Source organism: Micromonospora olivasterospora, assembly GCF_007830265.1.
Lineage (GTDB): Bacteria > Actinomycetota > Actinomycetes > Mycobacteriales > Micromonosporaceae > Micromonospora > Micromonospora olivasterospora.
This window is the reverse complement of sequence record NZ_VLKE01000001.1, coordinates 4,910,599-4,927,192: the sequence shown is the minus strand read 5'-3', so window position 1 is coordinate 4,927,192 and position 16,594 is coordinate 4,910,599. Positions and strand designations below refer to the sequence as shown.

The following is a 16,594-nucleotide window of genomic DNA, read 5'->3' as shown; positions in this document are numbered from 1 at the left end:
CGGCGGCGGGTGGACCCCGGGGATCCGGGGCAGCGGCTGACGCCGCCGTGATCCGGCCGGGGTCGCGCCGCCCGGACCGGCGGCCCACACCGCATCATCCGATCCGGTATTCGATCACCATCTGAACGAATGAATCGATCATGACGGGCGCCGACCGTAGCGCCACCGGGCGGATGATCCGGTTCTGGCCGGGCGAAACAGAAATGACGGGAATAGGGGATCCACGAAGGAGGGGACAATGCTGCCCGAGGGACGGAAATGACCGGGTGGAACCCCGCAAAATGTGGCGCATGCCACCAACCACCCCGTCCGCAGGTCGCCCAGGGTTGTCTAGCCTCGCCGGGTGCGCCCCGACGACTCCGCTGACCAGAAGCAGACCGGCACGACACCGGGTGACCGTTCGACCGATGCCACCTCCGCCGTACGGGGGACCGGGCGACACCGCGCCGATCCACCCCGCCGCAGCCGGGCGCTGCTCGCGTCGACGCCGGTACGCGCCGCCCTCGCCACCGGCGTGTGCTGCTGCCTCGGCGTCGCCGCGTTCGCCGGCACGCGGCCGGCCGACGAGCCCCGGCAGCCGATGCGCGAGGCCCTGGCCGACCGGGCAGCGGCCGCCGCCGAGGCCGAGCAGCGGGCCTCCCGGTCCCTGGACCGCTCCCCGGCCGCACCGGTGACCGTCTCCCCCAGCCCGACGGCGACGCCCAGCGCCACGGCGAAGCCGAAGCCGAAACCCAGGCCGAAGCCCAAGCCGAGCCGGCCGAAGCCGGTCGCCGGGCTGAACCAGCTCCAGATGGACAACGCCAAGATCATCGTGGACGTCGGGGTGGGCATGAAGGTGCCCCGCCGCGGGCTGGTGGTGGCGATCGCCACCGCGATGCAGGAGAGCACCCTGCTCAACTACGCCAGCGGCGTGCTGCCCGAGTCGCAGGGCTACCCGCACCAGGCCGTCGGCTGGGACCACGACTCCGTCGGGCTGTTCCAACAGCGCCCCAGCAGCGGCTGGGGCACCGTCCGCGACCTGATGCGCCCGACGTACGCCGCGCGGGTGTTCTACGAGGCGCTGCTCGAGGTCCCCGGCTGGGAGGACATGAGCGTCACCCAGGCGGCCCAGGCCGTGCAGATCTCCGCGTTCCCGGACGCCTACGCCCAGCACGAGGACCGGGCGACCACGGTGGTCGAGACGCTGACCTGAGCCGTCCCCCCGCCGGCTCAGGCGACCCGGGTGCCCCGCTCGCTCGGCGGCTCGGCGTCGGCGGCGCCCGCCGCGGCCCGGGTCGTCGGGACCCGGCCGGCGGTACGGCCGCCGCGGCGGTCGGGGTGTCGGCGGGCACCGGCGCGCCCGCCGGCCCGGCGAGGATCTCGTCCACCCGGTCCTCCCGGCGCCGGCGGGCCGCGAGGGCGGCCTCGAAGGCCCGGCGGGCCCGCACCGCCTCGGCGTACACCCGCTCGCGGACCTGGCGGGCCTCCTCGCGGGCCGCCTCGAGCTCGAACCGCGCCTGGGCCAGGATCTCGGCGGCCTCCCGCTCGATCTCGCCCAGCTCCGCCCGCTCGCCCGCGCCGCGCCGGAGCTCGACCACGTCGCAGAGGTGGGTCGCCTCCTGCCGGATCTCATCCCACGCCCGGCCGGCGCCGGCGAGGCTCTCCGCCCGCGCCGCGAGCCTCGTCAACCGGACTCCCAGCTCCTCGAGGCAGGAGTCGACCTGCCCCCGGTCGTAGCCGAACTCAACGACGGAGAACCTCATACTGTCGCCCCCAGGCAGCCGATGTTTCCTTCCCCACCGCCGATCCTCGACGGCGCCGGCGACCGCCGAGGCGGTTCGGGAAAAATGTTCAGCATCCGCGCGGCCGCGCCCGCACCGGGTACGCCGGGACGGGTGGCGCGGCGCGCGAGGCCGGCGTCAGGCCCGCCTGGGCAGCACCACGACGCGACCGAAGAACTCGTCGATCCGCCGCACCACGTCGTTGAAGTCGTCCAGGTCGATCGGCTTGGTCACGTACGCGTTGGCCTGGAGGGTGTAGCTGCCCACCACGTCGGTGTCGGCGTTGGAGGTGGTCAGCACCACGATCGGGATGGTGCGCAGTTCCTCGTCCTGCTTGACCTCGCCGAGCACCTGCCGGCCGTCCATCCGGGGCATGTTCAGGTCGAGCAGGATCACGTCGGGGCGCTGGGCGTCGGTGTGCCGGCCCCGGCGGCGCAGGAACTCCATCGCCTCCTGGCCATCGCCGACCACGTCGATGACCTTGTCGATGTCGGAGTCCGCGAGGGCCTCCTCGATCATGAGAACGTCGCCGGGGTCGTCGTCCACCACGAGGATGCGAACGGGTCCGGGGATGCCTTCACCCATGGGAAATACCTACCTCGGATCGGGGCGGACGGGACCTGACGATCACCCGCCGGGCGGGAATCTAACGGATCAGGGGGTGGCCTGCGACGCCGGGTGGCCCGTGTCGGGCTCGTAGCCCAGCACGTCGGCCAGGCCGGTGATCCGCAGCACCCGCTCGACCCGGCCGGTGGCACCGGTGACCCGCAGCCAGCCGCCCCGGGCCGTCGCCCGGTTGTCGCCCCGGACGAACGCGGCGATGCCGGTCGAGTCGCAGAAGGTCAGCTCGCTCAGGTCGACCAGCAGGTGGCGTTCCCCCTCGTCGGTGAGCCGGTCGAGCGCGGCGTTCAGCTCGGGAGCGCTGCTCATGTCGAGCTCGCCGGCCAGCCGCAGGCACGCCCCGACGCCGGCGCGCTGGGCGTACGTGACGGTGAACGTCAACGTGGTCCCTCCCGCTCCACCGCAGGCGGACGCTTGCAGTGGAGCAAGTATAGACATGGCGCCCGGACCGGGCGCGGTCGCCGGGGCGGGGTACCCGGCCGCTCGGCGAGCGCCGCGTGCCCCTCGGCCAGGAACCCGGCGGCCCCGGGAGGTTCCTCGACTCACGCCCATGGCCGCCACTCCGTCCCGTCGTTGACGCCGACCGGCGCCGGCACCGCGTGCAGGTGCCGGCGCGGCCGGCCGTGCGGCGGAACCGCGCGAAGCGCGAGCACGGCGATGTCGTCGTGGTCGCCGTGGGCGAGCCAGTCGCAGGGCCCTCGCGAAAATGCCCGACCACCTCCGACCAGTCCACGTCGGACGGGCCACGGTCGGGCGCCGGCGGCCGCGACACGGGGGGCCCGGGCGCGTCGGCGGAGCACGCCGGAGCTCGTACGACACTCGGCGTGGAGATCCGTCCGTCGCCCGGGTAGTCCCAGCCCCCGACGTCGGCAACAGTCACCAGCTGAGCCCCACTCCTCGTCGACACCCGCCCGCCTTCGCGGGCCACCCGAAGGGCGCATGCGATCCCAGTCTCTCCGCCCACCCTACGCCGGTACGCCGGCACCGCCACCTCTCCGCCGTCCCGACCGGCCCGCCTGTCCGGTGGAGCGGGGGCGGCGTTGCTACGATCCGGAACGACTCCTGCCCGACCGGCAGCCTGCGGAAAGGCGTGACAGTGGTACCTCATTGGAGGAAGCCCGAGGCGGCGCCGCTGACCCTGTCCGTCGACCTGGCCGAGCCGCGCGCGCCCGTCATCCGGGTCGGTGGCGATCTGACCTTCACCACCGCCGCGCCGCTGCGCGAGGAGGTGGACAGGCGGCTCGCGGAACACCCGCAGGTGCTGGTGTTCGACTTCGCCGGCCTGCATTTCATCGACAGCACCGGGTTGTCGATGATCGTGCACGCGTGGCGCGAGGGGCAGCGGTGCGGCAGCACCGTCCGGCTGCGCTCGACCCCCCGGTTCCTGGACAGCATCCTCGCGCTGACCGGCATCGCCCGGCTGATCACCCGCCCCCTGCCCGACGCAACGTCCGCGGCGGATCGCCGGCTGCACCCGCCGACGGCGTCCGCCTGAGGCCCGGGTCAGCCGGGGCTGGAACCTGGCCGCGTGGCCGAGCAGCGCCGCCAGGCGCGCGACATCGCCTGACGCCCCCCGGCGGGAGGGGGTGGCCCCCGACCCTGGGACCAGGGGCCGGGGGCCGGGGAGGATGGCCTAGGTGGCGGTCACCGGTTGCAGGCGGGGACCGGCGGTACGCAGGTCACCCGCGCCCGGCAGGGGTTCGGCGTCGTCCGGCGGTCCGGAATCGGGCGTCTGGAACAGGTAACGAACGAACTCTCCACCCGCCTCGTTGTCGTCCGCTCCGGGCCACTGCCCGATGCAGTCCACCCCGATCACCTCGCGGCCGGTGCCGTCGGCTTCCTCCGTCAGCGCCCAGAGGCTCACCGGGTAGCACCGGGTCGCGTCGGGCGCGAGCCGCCAGCGGGCGTACCAGCCGGGTCGGGCGGGCACGATCTCGACGATCCTCTTCATGACGACCTTCCCTTCCGCGTGCGTCGGAAGTCTTCCGGTCCAGCTCGATCGTGGGACCGGGCGGGGTGAGCCCCCTCACCCCGCCCGGATGACTCTCCGGCCCCGCCCGAGGGTCGCCGCCGCCCGGCGAGATCCGCCCGATGGCCGCCGCCGGCCCGGGCGGCACCCGTTTCGCCCGGCCGGCGGCGGGAAGGCGACGGGAGACAGCGGATCGGAGAAGGAAGAGGTGTGCCGATGCGCAAGCAGATGGAGGGCGACAACCAACGCCGCCGGGCCCTCGCCCGACAGGCCCGCGAGCGCGGCCTGCGGGCCAGCGAGACCGGCGCCAGCCTGAGCGCCACCAAGCAACTCGCCCACCTGGACCGGGGCAAGCGGGCGGGCCCCCGCCGGCCGGACGGCACAAGCCGGCCACCGTCGAGGGCGGGCCGAAGCCGCCGCCGCCCCCCACGCCGTCCGTGACGCAGCCCGGCCCGGCCCAGCCACGCCCGGGCCGCTCGGTCGGCGGCGCGCCGGGCACGGTGGACACGGGCTACCGGGGGCTGGTCGACGACGTCGGCCGGCGCGCCGGGGTCGACTTCCGGACCGCGAAGGTGGCGGCCGAGGCCACGGTGCTCACCCTCGCCTGGGCGCTGGAGCGGGCCGAGCGGCAGCGACTGCTGGAGGCGGTGCCGTTCAAGCTCCACGACGTGGTCCCGGCCGACGGCGTCCAGCGCCACCAGGACCTGCCCGGCTTCCTCGCCGAGGTGGCCCGGCTCTGTGGCCGTACCCCGGAGCAGGCCCGGTATCAGGCGGCGGCGACGCTCGCCGCGCTGGCCGACCGCGACGGCGACCTGATCGCCTCGCTGCACGTACCGGACGGCTTGCGCGACCTGCTCGCCGGCTGACCCGACCCACCAGCCCCCGCGATCTTGCACTTTGCGCCCCTCGTTCGCGGCTTTTGTCGGATCTGTCGGGGCCGAAACTGCAAGTCACCCGGTCTTTTCGGGACGCCTCGCAGGCGTGAAAATGGTGGACAGGTCGCCCGCCGACGCCGATCGATCTTGGTCTAGTTGAGGCCGTCTGCAAGTCTGGCGCCGGGGCCCGGACTCTTGTGGGTCACGCACTGTTGCTTCGAGCACGCCGGTCAGATTTTCGGTTCCCGACCGAGGCCCCCGGGCGACCTACCCACTGGTCGATCACGGTGAGGAGGGACGCGGGCGGATGCGCGGGTTACCCGAAGAGATCCCGGACGCTGACAGCGAGAAGGTCTGGGAGCGGGTGTGTGCGGTCGATGTGGCCAAGGAGTCGGGGATGGTGTGTACCCGGCTACCCGCCGCGGGTGGGCGGCGGGTGAGCCGGGTGTGGCAGGTGACGGCGACCACGAACGCGGTCAGTGACCTTGCCGCCGATCTGGTGGCGGCGGGGGTGGAGAAGGTCACCGTGGAAAGCACGTCGGACTACTGGCGGATCTGGTTCTACCTGTTCGAGGCAGCCGGGTTGGACGTGCAGTTGGTCAACGCCCGTGACGTCAAGAACGTGCCCGGGCGGCCGAAGACCGACAAGCTGGACGCGGTGTGGTTGGCCAAGCTCACCGAGAAGGGCCTGTTGCGGCCCTCGTTCGTGCCTGCGGCTCCGGTGCGGGTGTTGCGTGACTACACCCGGATGCGGGTGGATCTGGTCCGGGACCGGACCCGCTACTGGTCGAGGTTGGAGAAACTGCTTGAAGACGCCCTGATCAAGGTGTCGTCGGTGGCCTCCACCCTGCGGACGGTGTCGACGCGGGACATGGTTGAGGCGTTGATCGCCGGTCAACGTGATCCGGCGACCCTCGCCTCGCTGGCCCACGGAGCGCTGCGCCGCAAACGCAACGCCCTCATCGAGGCACTCACCGGCCGCTTCGACGACCATCACGGCGAGTTGGCCCGGATCCTGCTCGACCAGATCGACCGCCTCGACACCGAGATCGCGAAACTCACCACACGGATCGGGCAGATACTCGACGACATCGACCCACCCTCCCAGCCGGGCGGCGGCGACGGCGACACCCCGGCGCCAGACGCCCGGCGGCGCCTGGCCGAGATCCCGGGCATCAGCACCGAGTCCGCGCAACTGATCATCGCCGAGATCGGTCTGGACATGACACGGTTCCCCACCGCGGCGCACCTGGTGTCCTGGGCGAAGCTGTGTCCGCGCACCATCCAGTCCGGTACCAGCCTCACCGCGGGCAAGACAGGCAAAGGCAATCCGTACCTCAAAGGCGCCCTCGGTATGGCCGCAGCCACCGTCGCCCGCGGCAAGGGAACGTTCCTGTCCGAACGCTACCGGCGTCTGGTCACACGTCGAGGCAAAGGCAAGGCCAAGGTCGCCGTCGCCCGCTCCATCCTCGTGATCATCTGGCACCTGCTCAACGACCCAACCGCCCGTTACCACGATCTCGGCGCCGACTTCCACGAACGCCGTATCAACACCACCCGGAAGATCAACAGCCTGGTCCGGCAACTCGAAGCCCTCGGCCACACCGTCACCCTGCAACCGACAACCTGACCCCACACCCCCACCCCGCCCGGGCTGGCCATCAACACCGGGCCAGCCCACCGCGCCCAAAACCCGTCGTGGTACAGGTCATTTACCGGTCAGATCGCGGTAGGGGTGGGGTCGGGGAGTCGCGGTAGCGTGCCCGGCATGCATTCCGTCGACGGGTTGGAGCTCGTGGGCGACCCGGGCCGGCCGAGCGGGCGCACGCTGCTCGCCGACGGGGTCGCCCAGTCGTACGTCGACGTGGCCGACCCCCGGCACCTGCACTTCGAGTACGTCCGCCGGATGGCCGCCCTGGTCGACCTCGCCGCGCCGCCCGGCGCCCCGGTGGACGCCCTGCACCTCGGCGGGGGCGCGCTGACGCTGCCCCGGTACGTCGGGGCGACCCGGCCCGGCTCGGCCCAGCTCGTGGTGGAGCGGGACGCCGACGTGGTCGACCTGGTGCGTCGCGAGTTGCCCCCGCCGCCGCCCGGCGTACGCGTCGAGGTCGCCGACGCGCGGGACGCGGTGACGGCCGCCCCGCCCGCCGGGTACGACCTGGTCCTGGCCGACGTCTACCGGGCGGCCCGGATGCCGGGGCACGTCGCCAGCGTCGAGTTCGCCGCCGAGGTGGCCCGGGTGCTGCGCCCGGACGGGATCGCCCTGGTCAACGTCACCGACCTGCCGCCGCTGGTGTTCACCCGCGCCCGGGTGGCCACCCTGCGGGCCATGTTCGCCGAGGTCTGCCTGGTCGCCGACCGCCGGATGCTGCGTGGGCGCCGCTACGGCAACGTGGTGCTCGCCGCCGCCCACCGGGCGGGCCGGCTGCCGGTCGGCCGGCTCGCCGCGCGGGCGGCCCGGGACCCGGTTCCCGGTCAGGTGCTGCACGGGGCGGCCCTCGACGCGTTCGTCGCCGGCGCCCGGCCCGGCACCGACGCCTCCCTCGGCGTGGCGCGAGGAACGGCCCCCTCCTGACGCCTCCGGTTCTCATCCCCGTCTCGCCGCCGGCGCGACGGCGAGGCGGCGAGGAGGCGAGGAGGGACGGAGCGGCGAAGCGGCGAGGCGGCGAGGCGGCGCCGACGGGGCGGTTTCCGGCGGCTGCCACCGGGTAGCCGCGCCGGATGAGGAACGCCGACGACCGGATCACGGCCCGCCGGGCGGCAGTGGTCATCGGTGTGGTGCTGGCAACCGTCGTGGTGCTCGCCCTGGTCTGGGCCACCCAGCGCGTGTTGAGCTGGATCATCGTCGCGGCGTTCTTCGCCGTCGCGTTGAAGCCGTTGGTCGACGCGGTGCAGCGCCGGCTGGTACGGCGGCGCGCGCTGGCCACCCTGCTGGTGTTCGTCGTCGTGTTCGTCCTGCTGGCGGCGGCGCTCGCGGGGATCGTCCTGCCACTGGTCGGCGAGGTGACCCGGTTCGCCGCGCACGCCCCGGAGCTGCTGCGGGAGGCCCGGACCGGGCAGGGGCGGATCGGCGAGCTGCTGAACCGGCTGCGGCTGCGTCAGTTCGTGGCCGCTCACTCGGCGCAGCTGAGCCAGTTCGGCGGGCGGGTCGGGGAGCCGGCGTACGGCTTCTTCCGCAGCGCGGTGGAGACCGGGGCCGGGGTCGCGACGGTGATCGTGGTGTCGTACCTGATGGTGTTGCAGGCGCCCCGGATCACCACCGCGGGGTTGCGCCTGGCCGGCGACCAGCACGCGGAGCGGTTGCGGCGCATCGGCCGGGGCGTGTCGCGGGTCGTCACGGGTTACCTCGGCGGCAACCTGCTGATCAGCGTGATCGTCGGGGTGCTGACCTTCGTGGTGCTGACCCTGACCGGGGTGCCGTTCGCCGGGGTGATCGCCCTGCTGGTGGCCCTCACCGACCTGATCCCGCTGGTCGGGGCGACCGTCGGCGCGGTCATCGCGGTGCTCGCCGGCTTCCTGCACTCCCCCACCGCCGGGATCGTCGTGCTGGTCTTCTTCGCGGTCTACCAGCAGGTGGAGAACCACCTGCTGGGGCCGGTGATCATGTCCCGGGCGGTCCAGCTCAGCCCGCTGAGCGTCGTGGTGAGCATCCTGCTGGCCGCGGAGCTGGCCGGGCTGCTGGGCGCGCTGCTGGCCGTCCCCGCCGCGGGCGTCGTCCAACTACTGCTGCGCGAGTTCCTCCCGCCGGACCGTCGGCCGCCGCCCCCGACGCCGCGCGACGCCGCGCGACGGCGCTTCCGTGACCGTCTGCCGTTCCGGGGGAAGACGGGCTCCCGGCTCGGGAGGAAGACCGGAGGATCCCGCTGACCGGCGGCAGCCGACGGCCGAACTCGGCGCCGAGCTCCGGCGCGGCGGCGGACGTGGGGCCCCGGGCGGCGGCGGCCGAGTTCGCGGCCCGCCGACCGCGCCGGGAAGGCGGCGCCGGGAAGGCGCCGACGGGGAGGCGGCGACGGGGAGGCGGCGACGGGGAGGCGGCGACGGGGACCCCCGGCCGTCAAGTGCCCGCCCCCGGAGGTCGCCGGGCATCAGGAATACCGGGCGACCTCCGGCGACGAGCTCTCCAGGGGTACGGCGTTCGCGGGCACCAGGCCGAGCTGCACGGCCGGGCGGGACAGGGCGGCGTCGAGCAGCCAGTCCGCGCCGATCCGGGCCCGGTTCGACGGCATGGCGAGCAGGTGGTAGCCGCGCGTGACGGCCTTGGCGGGCAGCCCGGACAGCGACACCTTCAGCGGGTTCGCGGCGGCGTCCTTGCCGCCGAGGTCGACCACCCAGCCCAGTTCGCGGTGCCGGTACGGCCTGCGCCGGCCCTGCCCGTACGAGGCGGCGATGTTGTGGGCGGCCAGCTTGCCCTGGCGCTGTGCGTGCTGCGCCGTCATCGCGCAGATCCTCCCCGGATTGTTCGGGTCGGGCACCGCGGCGGCGTCGCCGCAGGCGTACACCTCGGGGTAGCCGGGGACGGTCAGGTACTCGTCGACCACCAGGCGCCCCTTCTCGGTACGCAGGCCCAGCTGGGCGACGAACGGGTCGGGGCGCACGCCGACGCACCAGACCAGGGTGCACGTCGGCACGTACTCCCCGTCGGTCAGTTTCACCCCGTCCGGGGTGGCCTCGGCCACCGACGTGCCCATCCGCACGTCGACGCCCCGCCGGCGCAGCACCCGGTCAGCCGTGTCCGACATCCGCTGGTCCATCTCGGGCAGCACCCTGTGCGCCACGTCGAGCAGCATCCAGCGCGGGCGGACGTCCAGGTGGGGGCGCTGGGCGACCAGCCGGTCGGTGAACAACTGCCCGTGCGCGGCCACCTCGGTGCCCGTGTAGCCCGCGCCGACCACCACGAACGTGGTCCGCGCCCGCCGCTCGGCCGGGTCCTCGGCCAGCTCGGCCAACTCCATCTGGCGGACCACGTGGTCGTGCACGTAGAGCGCCTCCGGCAGGCCGCGGAACCCGTGGGCGTACTCGGTCACGCCCGGGATGGGCAGCAGCTTGTTGACGCTGCCGACGGAGAGCACGAGCCGGTCGTACGCGAGCCGGCCGGCGTCGCCCTCGGGATTGGTGTAGCCCACCCAGCGGTTCTGCAGGTCCACCCGGTCGGCCTCGCCGACCACGACCCGGATGCCGTTCAGGGTGCCGCTGAGCGGCACGGAGATCCGGCCGGGCTCGACCACTCCGGCGGCCACCTCGGGCAGCAGCGGGAGGTAGAGGAAGTAGTCGGTCGAGTTCAGCAGCACGATCTCGGCCCGGTCCCGGGCGATCCGGCTCAAGGTCTTCGCCGCGTGGTAACCGGCGAACCCGGCCCCCACGATCACCACACGAGGTTTCGTCATGCCTGCTGCGGTTCCCGCCGCCGCCGGGGACAAACGTACCGACCCGGGGGAAACCGGAACACTTTACATGGATGAGCGTCATTGCGTGGGGCGACGATGCCCTGATGGCATCACACGACGGCGCGGGCGGCGGCCCACCAGGTCCAGCCGCCGCTCCTTCCTGTCCGCGTCCGCCGCCGCCGCGCAGATTCACGGAAGGGGTGCCCGTCCGTGCATCGAGGGCACCCTTCCGTGAATCTGTCCCCGCCGCAGCCACGGTGGCTGCGGCGGGGCGGCGGGTCACAGGTCTCGGCGGTGGAACGCCATGGCCGCGAGCCCGAGCACCACGGCGAGCCAGAGGGCGGCCCAGGCGAGGTAGGTGACGGTGAGCGAGGCATGGTTCAGGAACGGGTGCGCCTGTAAGCCGGGACCGAGCTGCGCCAGCAGGCCCGGATCCTGGAACGCGTTCATCGCCCCGCGCCACAGGCCGTCCGTCGGCAGCAGCATCCGGGAGATCGTGCCCACCCGGGCCACGCTCTCGTTGCCGAGGGCCTCGCCGACCGAGCCGACCACGCCCGCGATCCAGGTGGCGCCGAAGAGGCCGACGGCCACGACGCCCGACGCCATCGGCGAGATGGCGGTGGACAGCAGCAGGCCCAGGGTGAGCAGGACCATGGCCTGCACCGCGAGCAGCGCCAGGCCGGTCGCCGGCGCCGGCGGCCAGTAGCCCACGGTCACCCGGACGATGAGCAGCTGGGCGAGGCCGGCCAGGGCCACGAAGCCGCCGCCGAAGGCCACCAGCCCCAGCCACTTGCCGAGCAGCACCGCCCAGCGGCGGACCGGGCGCGCCAGGATCGCCAGCGCCGTCCCGGACTCGATGTCGCCGGCCACCGTGGGGCCGGCGAGGAACGCCGTGCCGAGCGCGGCGATCAGGCTCAGGCCGAACATCACGAGGTTGAGCACGGTGGCGGACGCGATGCGGGCCTCGCCGCTGGTGAGCCCGCCGAACTCGGCGTCGATCCGGGAGAAACCCCAGGCGCTGAGCGCCAGCAGCACGACCGTCAGTACGGCGAGCGCGCGCAGCACCCGCCGGCGCGCGGCCTCCTGGAGGGTGAGCGCGGCGACGGTGAGTACGGTCCGGACGGTCATCGCCGGTCACCTTCCGATCCGGTACGCAGGATGTCCAGCAGCCGTTCCTCGAGGCTGATCCGCCCGGGCTCGACGGCGTGTACGCGCACCCCGAGGCCGACCAGGTCGGCCACGAGGTCCGGCACGGTGGCCGGGTCCGGGTCGACGGGCAGCGCGACGGTGAACGAGTCCCCGCTGCTGGTGAACTGACCGGCGGCGGCCAGTCGGGCCTCCGCCTCCGGCGTCACCCCGTCGAGCCGCAGCCGCAGCTCGCGCCGCCCGAGCAGCTCCGGGAGGGTGCCGGAGGCGGCGACCCGGCCCTTGTCGAGGATGACGACCCGGTCGCAGACCCGCTCGACCTCGCCGATCAGGTGCGAGTTGAGCAGGACGGCGACCCGCCGTTCCTTGAGGGAGAGCAGCAGGTCCCGCACGTCGGCCCGGCCGATCGGGTCCAGGGCGCTCGTCGGCTCGTCCAGAACGACGAACTCCGGGCGGGCCACCAGCGCGACGGCCAACCCGAGCCGCTGCTGCATCCCCTTGGAGAAGCCGCCGACCCTGTCCCCGGCCCGGTCGGCGAGGCCGACCAGGGCCAGGCACTCGCGCCGTTCCCCGGCCGGGACCGCGGCGCCCGCGAGCCGGGCGTGCAGGGCCAGCACCTCGGCCGCGGTGAGCCACGGCTGGTACCGGAAGAGCTCTGGCAGGTAGCCGACGCGGGCCCGGGCGCGGGGATCCCGCGCGGGCCGCCCGAGCAGCAGCACCTCTCCCTCGTCTGGCCGGACGAGGCCGAGCAGGATCTTGATGACGCTGGTCTTGCCGGCCCCGTTCGGGCCGAGCAGGCCCACCACCTCGCCCCGGCCGACGGTGAAGGAGACCTCGTCGACGGCGGTCTGCCGCCGGTACCGCTTGCGCAGGCCCGAGCACCACACCGCCGGGGACGGGGGCAGCTCGGCGAGCAGCCGCTGCGCGGCGTCGCGCGAGGAACCGCCCTGCTGGGCGGTGGGGCTGCTGGTCACCGGCCCCACCGCAGTCCGCGGGCCACCGACAGCACCTCGTCGGCGCTCAGCGAGCCGGCCACCGCGGTGACGACGCCGCCGTCCACCCAGACCACGCCGGCCATCGCGCCGTCCCGGGTGGTGAGCACCGTGGCCGGCACCCCGCCGACCTCCGCGGGGGCGCTCGTCAGCAGCTCCGCCCGCACGGGCAGGGGCAGCGTCCGCCCGTCGCCCGAGAAGTCGCGCAGCTGCGACGCGACGTGCTCGGGCAGCCCGGGCAGCGACAGCAGGTAGTCGCGCGCCGCCGCGAACGGTACGCCCGAGGAGTACGCGGTGGGCGCGACCGCCCGGGCCACGACCAGGGCCGGTACGCCGCGGGCCTCCGACCAGACCGCGGCGAGCCCGGGGCCGGCGCTCAACCGGAACTGGCTGCCGTCGAGGCCCGTAGGCGGGGCGGGCAGGGTCTTGCCGGACGCCGCGGCGGCCTTTGCCGCCTTCTCCGCCGAGAAGGTGAACACGGCGCTCACCGCGCCGCCGGCCTGGTAGGTGGGTTCGCCCGTCACGCCGCGGGGCAGCGCGCTCACCCGTGGGACGGTGAGACCGGTGACCTTCGCCGCGGTGGCGGCGTCGGCGACCTCGCGCACGTTGGGCTCCTGGGTCACCTCGATCGTGCCGTACGCGGAGAGGTCGGGCAACGCGACCAGGTCGGCCCGGGTGACCGTGACCGGGGCGATCCGCTCGGTGCGGAAGACCTGCAGCCAGTCGGCGGCGGCCGCGGCGCTGGCCCCGCTCAGCAGGGCGACGACGCCGAGGGCGGCGACCAGCGGGCTGCGCAGCGCCGCGTGCCACCGGGGCGCGCGGCCGGGCCGTCGCCGGGGTCCGGCCACGGCGACCCTGGTGTCCTCCTGGGCGGCCGCCAGACCGGACAGGCACACCTGGCAACCCGCTACGTGCTCGCGGTCGGCGTCGGCGACGCCGGCCGGCTCGTCCAGAAGCCGGTGCAGCGTGTCGTCAGTCGGATGACGCATGACGGATCAACTCCTTACGCAGGGCGGACCCGGCGCGTCGCACGTGGTGCCCACGCTGCCGCCGGGAGAGTTCGGAAGCGGCGGCGAGCAGGTACGTCATTCGGGTTTCTCCTCACCGCGAGGTTCGCCTTCGACCCACTCGAGCAGGTCACCGGGCTGGCAGTCGAGCACCCGGCACATGGCCTCCAGCGTGCTGAAGCGGACGGCCTTGGCGCGACCGTTCTTCAGCACCGCGACGTTCGCGGGCGTCAGCCCGACCCGCTCGGCGAACTCGCCGACGCTCATCTTGCGTTTGGCCAGCTCGACGTCGATGCGGACGACGATGGGCATCAGATCACCGCTTCCATGTCGGTGCGCAGCGTGGTGGCCTGCCGCAGCAGCGCCCGCATCACCACCATCAACAGCCCCAGCACAGCGACACCGACCAACATCAGGAACAGCAGGAGCGGCAGCCCGGGGTCGTCCGCGTGGAAGCCGACGTACAGAAACACGCCCAGGAGGACCACCCACGCGGCGGCGACGGCCCACACGATCGCGTCCACCCATCCCAGGGACGCCTGGGTGAAGATGCGGTCGTCCTTGACCAGGGTGAGCAGCTTCCAGGTGCACACGATCACCGCCTGGACGCACAGGACGAAGAACACGGAGACGGCGGTCGCCGGCCACCTCAGGTACGCGAGGTCCGGAGACTCCTTCGCCATGTGCGCGAACTGCCCGGGGAGCGAGAAGGTCTGGAACACGACCAGGACCCCGAACAGCAACACGAGAAAGACCCTGAGCGGCGCAACCGCCCGATGCTCTGCGACCATGTATCGACTATCGCTTGGCACCTATCGAATGTCAATCGGTTCACCGATCTTCCGCGGGGCCGGCCCGCCGGCCGGAGGCACTCACCGTTCCATGAACCAGCGGTCCAGAGAGGACCGACCCCGCCCCGCGCCGGGGCGCCGACCCCGACCCGCGCCGGCGCGCCGACCCCGACCCGTGATCAAGAGCTTTGCGTCGGAGTCGATCTCCGATCTGACGCAAAGCTCTTGATCGCCTCAGCACCGGCCGGCCCCTGCCGCGCACCGACCCGCCGGTCGTTTCCGCCGTCGGTCAACCCTTCCGCCCGCCCAGGGTCAATCCTCTCGTCGATTGATGCCCAGACGGGGCTGGAGGGTGTACGTGACGGATGACGGCTTCCGCGAGTTCGTCGAGCTCCGCTACGGGGATCTACTGCGGACGACGTACCTGCTGACCGGGTCACGGCACGCCGGTGGCCGTCCTGGTGAACTCCTGCTCGCCCGACGCGGCTGCGCCGCATTACTCGCGACCGACGCCTCTCCCGATCCACCGCGGCAGACGGTCCCCGGACATCGGTCAACCACCAGACCGCCATCGGGGCGCCCCCACCTGGTAGCCGTCTCCGTGCCAGGCGAGACACGCGGGGTGCTGGTCCTCGGGCCGGAGTCGGCGGCCCGCGCCGAGTTGCTCGACGGTAAGGGACGGGCGATCGCCAGTGGAAGCCTGGAGGCCGGGGTGAGCGGGGTGCGCGTGGATCCCCGTCAGGTCACCAAGCTGAACGTCCTCGACAGGGACGGCCGGATCCTGCGGACCGAGGCCACGCCGAGCCTCGGCCCCACCCTCGGCCAGCTCGGCAGGGCTCGGGCAAGGTAGCTATATGACCGTTTCAGGTGATCCCGAGTAGTTGGAGTGGCCGGTGCGGGTTTCGGCTGTTGTGGCGTAGGGCTGCGGCGATGGCGGTGACGCCAGCCAGTCGGAGCAGACTGATCGCGGTGTTGCGCAAAGTGGCCATGACGCGGGGTGAGTTGCCGGTGCGCAGGCGGCTGGCGTCCTCGGCGTAGGTGGTGTCGCGGATGTGGTGCAGAGTTTCGATGGCCCAGTGCCCACGCAGCCAGTCGGCTAGGTCGGCGGGACCGGCCTGGGCGGCGCTCAGGTTGGTGATCGCGTAGACGGTGACGGTGGACCAGCGGCCGGTGGTCAGGCTCAGTCGTCGGCGACGGATCCGTAGTGCTTGGGTGGCGTGCGGGAAGTCCAGGGCGAGTGGCCCGGTGCAGGTGACTGCCTGCAGGCGGCGGATGTCGTAGCGACCGTGCCCGCGGGTGCTGGTCTCGTCCTGGATCGGGACCTTCGCCCAGGGCAGGGTCTTGAGCTGGCGATACAGGCGCGGCTGGTTCTTCTTCACGGTGAAGACGTAGGCGGCCTTCTTGTCGTCGATCAGCCAGCGGGCATGCTCGCGTTGGGTGTGCATGGCGTCGGCGGTGATGACCACCGCGGTCAGGTCAAGCGGGCCCAGCAGCGGCCGGAAGCGGGTCAACTCGTTTGTCTTGCCGTCGACGTCGACCTGACCCAGGACCGTCCCGGTGTGCTGGTCCAGCACCGCGAGCAGATGCACCTGGGCGCCGGCCGGGCCGCTGCCTCGCAAGGTCTTGCCGTCCACGCTGTACACCCGCCGCTCGGTGTCCGCCGCCGGCCGGCACGCGAGGACCCACCGGCCGACCGTGTCGTCCAGGGCGTCAGCATCGACACCGGCCAGGACCCGCCGGAACGTGGACTCGTCCGGAGCCCGATACAGCCCGGTGAACGGATCCCGGAACACGCCCAGTTCAGCAAGGACCTGCTGCGGCGCGTCAGCGGCCCACTCCGCGACCGCCGCTGCGGAACGGGCACCGGTCAGCACCGCCGCGACCGCCGTGGCCAGGACCCCAGGCAACGCATGGACGACACCGCGGGGATCTCGCCGGTCCGGCACCGCACTCAACGCCGCGACCAGGCTCGACCGGCGCTGCGCCGGCAACGACTCGTCCAGGCGGTCCGCGTGCACGGCCAACACGTCAATCACAACACCGTTGCGT

16 protein-coding genes and 2 pseudogenes are annotated in these 16,594 nt (G+C 73.2%); 7 read left to right on the top strand and 11 right to left on the bottom strand.

What is annotated here, in order from left to right; all coding sequences use genetic code 11:
* Window positions 1-343 precede the first annotated feature (343 nt).
* Window positions 344-1,192: a hypothetical protein gene (locus JD77_RS22700; protein WP_145776087.1), complete on the top strand. Its 849-nt coding sequence runs from the start codon at window positions 344-346 to the stop codon at window positions 1,190-1,192.
* A 76-nt stretch (window positions 1,193-1,268) separates the two neighbouring features.
* On the opposite strand, the pseudogene JD77_RS22695 reads toward JD77_RS22700, so the two are convergent.
* The 3 genes and pseudogenes from JD77_RS22695 to JD77_RS22685 form a co-directional block, all read right to left on the bottom strand.
* Window positions 1,269-1,742: pseudogene (locus JD77_RS22695) on the bottom strand (ATPase); the annotation flags it as partial.
* A gap of 156 nt (window positions 1,743-1,898) precedes the next feature.
* Complete coding sequence (locus JD77_RS22690) at window positions 1,899-2,345, bottom strand: response regulator (RefSeq protein ID WP_145776086.1); 447 nt, start codon at window positions 2,343-2,345, stop codon at window positions 1,899-1,901.
* Window positions 2,346-2,414: 69 nt separating this feature from the next.
* Entirely contained in the window at window positions 2,415-2,762 is a 348-nt protein-coding gene (locus JD77_RS22685) for an STAS domain-containing protein (RefSeq protein WP_145776085.1), read from the bottom strand.
* A gap of 715 nt (window positions 2,763-3,477) precedes the next feature.
* Here JD77_RS22685 and JD77_RS22675 point away from each other — a divergent pair.
* A complete protein-coding gene (locus JD77_RS22675; RefSeq protein ID WP_246140848.1) occupies window positions 3,478-3,876 on the top strand; it encodes an STAS domain-containing protein in 399 nt (132 codons plus the stop codon).
* 138 nt (window positions 3,877-4,014) lie between these two features.
* On the opposite strand, the gene JD77_RS22670 is transcribed toward JD77_RS22675, so the two are convergent.
* Window positions 4,015-4,332 (bottom strand): hypothetical protein, encoded by a 318-nt coding sequence (locus JD77_RS22670; protein ID WP_145776082.1) that lies wholly within the window; start codon window positions 4,330-4,332, stop codon window positions 4,015-4,017.
* A gap of 234 nt (window positions 4,333-4,566) precedes the next feature.
* On the opposite strand from JD77_RS22670, the pseudogene JD77_RS22665 reads away from it, so the two are divergent.
* From JD77_RS22665 to JD77_RS22650, 4 genes and pseudogenes are all read left to right on the top strand, one after another.
* Window positions 4,567-5,207, top strand: a pseudogene (locus tag JD77_RS22665) (DUF2267 domain-containing protein); the annotation flags it as partial.
* A gap of 325 nt (window positions 5,208-5,532) precedes the next feature.
* Entirely contained in the window at window positions 5,533-6,855 is a 1,323-nt protein-coding gene (locus JD77_RS22660; protein ID WP_145773015.1) for an IS110 family RNA-guided transposase, read from the top strand.
* A 138-nt stretch (window positions 6,856-6,993) separates the two neighbouring features.
* Entirely contained in the window at window positions 6,994-7,800 is an 807-nt protein-coding gene (locus JD77_RS22655) for a spermidine synthase (protein WP_145776081.1), read from the top strand.
* 146 nt (window positions 7,801-7,946) lie between these two features.
* Complete coding sequence (locus JD77_RS22650; RefSeq protein ID WP_145776080.1) at window positions 7,947-9,092, top strand: AI-2E family transporter; 1,146 nt, start codon at window positions 7,947-7,949, stop codon at window positions 9,090-9,092.
* A gap of 218 nt (window positions 9,093-9,310) precedes the next feature.
* Here JD77_RS22650 and JD77_RS22645 read toward each other — a convergent pair whose 3' ends face one another.
* The 6 genes from JD77_RS22645 to JD77_RS22620 form a co-directional block, all read right to left on the bottom strand.
* The gene (locus tag JD77_RS22645) at window positions 9,311-10,609 is read right to left on the bottom strand and encodes an NAD(P)/FAD-dependent oxidoreductase (RefSeq protein ID WP_145776079.1); all 1,299 of its coding nucleotides are present in this window, start codon (window positions 10,607-10,609) and stop codon (window positions 9,311-9,313) included.
* A gap of 279 nt (window positions 10,610-10,888) precedes the next feature.
* Window positions 10,889-11,737 (bottom strand): ABC transporter permease, encoded by an 849-nt coding sequence (locus tag JD77_RS22640; RefSeq protein WP_145776078.1) that lies wholly within the window; start codon window positions 11,735-11,737, stop codon window positions 10,889-10,891.
* Window positions 11,734-12,729, bottom strand: a complete 996-nt coding sequence (locus tag JD77_RS22635) for an ABC transporter ATP-binding protein (protein ID WP_246140846.1) — start codon at window positions 12,727-12,729, stop codon at window positions 11,734-11,736. Before JD77_RS22635 ends, JD77_RS22640 begins: the two co-directional genes overlap by 4 nt.
* Complete coding sequence (locus JD77_RS22630) at window positions 12,726-13,736, bottom strand: hypothetical protein (RefSeq protein ID WP_145776077.1); 1,011 nt, start codon at window positions 13,734-13,736, stop codon at window positions 12,726-12,728. Before JD77_RS22630 ends, JD77_RS22635 begins: the two co-directional genes overlap by 4 nt.
* Before the next feature lie 96 nt (window positions 13,737-13,832).
* Window positions 13,833-14,066, bottom strand: coding sequence for a helix-turn-helix domain-containing protein (locus JD77_RS22625; RefSeq protein ID WP_145776076.1), 234 nt, complete (start codon window positions 14,064-14,066; stop codon window positions 13,833-13,835).
* A complete protein-coding gene (locus tag JD77_RS22620) occupies window positions 14,066-14,545 on the bottom strand; it encodes a DUF2975 domain-containing protein (RefSeq protein WP_145776075.1) in 480 nt (159 codons plus the stop codon). Before JD77_RS22620 ends, JD77_RS22625 begins: the two co-directional genes overlap by 1 nt.
* 358 nt (window positions 14,546-14,903) lie before the next feature.
* Here JD77_RS22620 and JD77_RS32940 point away from each other — a divergent pair, with 358 nt between their 5' ends.
* Window positions 14,904-15,395, top strand: coding sequence for a hypothetical protein (locus JD77_RS32940; protein ID WP_211372634.1), 492 nt, complete (start codon window positions 14,904-14,906; stop codon window positions 15,393-15,395).
* Between the two features lie 13 nt (window positions 15,396-15,408).
* On the opposite strand, the gene JD77_RS22610 is transcribed toward JD77_RS32940, so the two are convergent.
* Window positions 15,409-16,563, bottom strand: coding sequence for an ISAs1 family transposase (locus JD77_RS22610; RefSeq protein ID WP_246140843.1), 1,155 nt, complete (start codon window positions 16,561-16,563; stop codon window positions 15,409-15,411).
* Window positions 16,564-16,594 lie beyond the last annotated feature (31 nt).

Coding starts and splice junctions, on each gene's coding strand:
- JD77_RS22690 (WP_145776086.1), bottom strand. CDS start 2,345: ATGGGTGAAGGCATCCCCGGACCCGTTCGCATCCTCGTGGTGGACGAC.
- JD77_RS22670 (WP_145776082.1), bottom strand. CDS start 4,332: ATGAAGAGGATCGTCGAGATCGTGCCCGCCCGACCCGGCTGGTACGCC.
- JD77_RS22660 (WP_145773015.1), top strand. CDS start 5,533: ATGCGCGGGTTACCCGAAGAGATCCCGGACGCTGACAGCGAGAAGGTC.
- JD77_RS22655 (WP_145776081.1), top strand. CDS start 6,994: ATGCATTCCGTCGACGGGTTGGAGCTCGTGGGCGACCCGGGCCGGCCG.
- JD77_RS22650 (WP_145776080.1), top strand. CDS start 7,947: ATGAGGAACGCCGACGACCGGATCACGGCCCGCCGGGCGGCAGTGGTC.
- JD77_RS22645 (WP_145776079.1), bottom strand. CDS start 10,609: ATGACGAAACCTCGTGTGGTGATCGTGGGGGCCGGGTTCGCCGGTTAC.
- JD77_RS22640 (WP_145776078.1), bottom strand. CDS start 11,737: ATGACCGTCCGGACCGTACTCACCGTCGCCGCGCTCACCCTCCAGGAG.
- JD77_RS22630 (WP_145776077.1), bottom strand. CDS start 13,736: ATGCGTCATCCGACTGACGACACGCTGCACCGGCTTCTGGACGAGCCG.
- JD77_RS22625 (WP_145776076.1), bottom strand. CDS start 14,066: ATGCCCATCGTCGTCCGCATCGACGTCGAGCTGGCCAAACGCAAGATG.
- JD77_RS22620 (WP_145776075.1), bottom strand. CDS start 14,545: ATGGTCGCAGAGCATCGGGCGGTTGCGCCGCTCAGGGTCTTTCTCGTG.